Genomic DNA, 2,691 nt, shown 5'->3' with positions numbered 1-2,691 from the left:
ATAAAGCGAGACTTCCATCAGTGGGGGTTTTCCTTATCCCCCACTGATGGATAGCGAGACTTATCGGGCTTTTACGGGCAGTTATCCCCCACCTTCGCCTCTTTGTGATTCACTCAAGCTTAGAGGTAGGGGGTATTACTGCCCGTTAATGCGGGATAGACACCAGCTCTAGAAATTCTGCTTTACGGGATTTGTCCTGTGCTCTCTTTAGATCATAAGGATCAAAGTAGGTTATTTGAATACAGAACTAGCAGATAAAAGCGCTACTAATACAAGCTCTAATTCTAGTTCTTCAAATCAACGAAGCCGAACTTTTCAAAAACTGCACTGAACTTACAAAAGAATATCCAAATGGTGTACCAAGTACTCATCCTGCCTATCAATCTAAAATGGATAGGGACAAGGATAACTTTGCGTGTGAAAGGTAAGAAAGAGATTGGTCGTCTTGCGTAGTTGGCGCAAAGATAAAACTAGTATATTTGTTTCATTCTAAATTTAAGTATTTACAGACCTCTTTTCAACACAAAAATAGCAAGAGTTGAGATTGACTCAGAACCCTTGCTATCATTGACTTCTATGACGCGCTCGGAGGGATTCGAACCCCCGGCAGACGTGGTACCGGAAACCACCGCTCTATCCAACTGAGCTACGAGCGCACGTTTTGATATCAGTAACAAGTATTATACTTGAGCTTCGGTACTATTTCAACTGTATTTTTTAGTAAATCCCTTTTTATATTATAATTTACTGGACAAAAGCACCAGTTCCAGATTTATCTAAACCAGCCTGTTTTCAGACTAATTTGGAATGGATAAATAAGCAAATCAATTCCGTCCCTTCCATCTTGTTTCAATTGAAGATGACGGCCGTTTGAAATACAACAAATGTGGGAATTATGATGACATGTGTTATGCTTAACGGGTACATAGAATGGGAAAAGCGTAGGCGCCTTGACAGCCTCAGGCATAACAGAAGACGCTCTTGAATAGAAGGTGTTTTTACCTTCAATTCAAGAGTGGCTTATGGCCTCTAGGGGCTAGCCGCTGGAGCTGGACAATTCTCGAAGTCAAAACTTAGAAATTCTGATACTATAGGAAAGAAAAAGTTCTTAAAAGGAAACAGTCTTTTCGTTTGACCTTTATTGACCTTGGTTGTATGATGGAAATACATAAAGTAATAAACTTGCTAGTCAAAAGGATTAGTATTATGTGCTAAAGGGTTACATATAGGCTTTGTTTATCCTTTTAGTACAATCTTTCTTATTACGAAGGAGGAATAGAAAAATGAATTTAATCCCTACAGTTATTGAACAAACAAACCGTGGTGAGCGTGCTTACGACATTTACTCTCGTCTTTTAAAGGACCGTATTATTATGCTTGGTAGTGGTATCGACGATAACGTGGCAAACTCAATCGTTTCACAGTTATTATTCTTAGAAGCAGAAGACCCAGAAAAGGATATTTCAATTTATATTAACAGTCCTGGTGGATCTATTACTGCTGGTATGGCTATTTATGATACGATGCAATTTATTAAACCACAGGTTTCAACAATTTGTATCGGTATGGCAGCTTCAATGGGTGCATTCTTACTTGCAGCTGGAGAAAAGGGTAAACGCTATGCACTTCCTAACAGTGAAGTTATGATTCACCAACCACTTGGTGGAGCACAAGGTCAAGCAACTGAAATTGAAATTGCAGCGAAACGTATTCTTTTCCTACGTGACAAATTAAACAATATCCTTTCAGAGCGTACAGGTCAGTCTTTAGATGTCATCGAACGTGATACAGAGCGTGATAACTTCATGACTGCTAACCGTGCTCTAGAGTATGGCTTAATTGACAAAGTACTAGACCGCAGCACAATTGGCGGAGCAAAATAATGTGAAGAAAAAGCTTACCTTTACGGTGAGCTTTTTCTTTTTTAGTGAAAAGCTATGTTAATCTTTAATGTTGATATTTTGACGAGAAAAAAGAATACCTTGATATATAGGCATTCTTCATCGTTTATGACCATTTTTCTTCATCATCAATCCATTGATTATTTTTTAAATCAAATGATTTATAATCATCGTGGAAAACAAAGTACGATGGTAAATCCAATGCATCTCCACCTACTTTTTCCCAACATTGACTAAACCAATCTGTAAATGCTTTTTGTTCTTGTGGAATTAACGTTTCTTCGTTCTGCTCGTAAAATTCAAAAAAATCGTCTAACTGACTGTCATTTAACTGATGATATTCGACTTCTGAAAGTACCTCTACACTACCTGCAAAAACCGTTGTGTCATTTCCTTCGTAGAAAACTTCGTTGGCTTCTTTATCCATTGAGAACATTATTATTGATAATTCAAACCTTGTAGGTTCGATGAATGCCGAGAAATCCAACAAATCTGTATCGGAAGAGAAATTGTATGTAAAGATATTCTTGAGATTTCCTACTAACAAATCCGATTGTTTCTCAAGGTTGGATTTAATTGAACCAATATAATTATCGACTGAAAACATAAATATACCTCCACCCCAAAATACAAATATCAACATTTTACCTTAACATAGCTTAGGAACAAAAGCGCAAGCGCCTTGATCAGCCCCGACAAGCATAAGACGCTTTTGAATAGAAGGTGTACTTTGCCTTCAATTCAAAAGTGGCTTAGACCCAAGAGGGGCTAGGCGCTGGAGCTGGATGGC

Annotated in this window: 2 protein-coding genes, 1 tRNA gene and 1 pseudogene; 2 read left to right on the top strand and 2 right to left on the bottom strand. The window is 38.0% G+C overall.

Annotated features, from left to right (window positions below):
• Nucleotides 1–308 precede the first annotated feature (308 nt).
• A pseudogene (locus K9V48_RS27630) lies at nt 309–428 on the top strand (excalibur calcium-binding domain-containing protein); the annotation flags it as partial.
• Between the two features lie 152 nt (nt 429–580).
• Here the strand turns inward: K9V48_RS27630 and K9V48_RS27625 are convergent.
• Nucleotides 581–656, bottom strand: a tRNA-Arg gene (locus K9V48_RS27625).
• Nucleotides 657–1,283: 627 nt separating this feature from the next.
• On the opposite strand from K9V48_RS27625, the gene clpP reads away from it, so the two are divergent.
• The gene (gene clpP, locus K9V48_RS27620) at nt 1,284–1,883 is read left to right on the top strand and encodes an ATP-dependent Clp endopeptidase proteolytic subunit ClpP (protein WP_224142259.1); all 600 of its coding nucleotides are present in this window, start codon (nt 1,284–1,286) and stop codon (nt 1,881–1,883) included.
• Between the two features lie 124 nt (nt 1,884–2,007).
• Here clpP and K9V48_RS27615 read toward each other — a convergent pair whose 3' ends face one another.
• Nucleotides 2,008–2,508: a hypothetical protein gene (locus K9V48_RS27615; protein WP_224142258.1), complete on the bottom strand. Its 501-nt coding sequence runs from the start codon at nt 2,506–2,508 to the stop codon at nt 2,008–2,010.
• Between the last annotated feature and the right edge of the window lie 183 nt (nt 2,509–2,691).

The organism is Metabacillus rhizolycopersici (assembly GCF_020075705.1).
The sequence above is the reverse complement of the archived record's forward strand: the minus strand, read 5'-3'. Positions and strand labels throughout refer to the sequence as shown.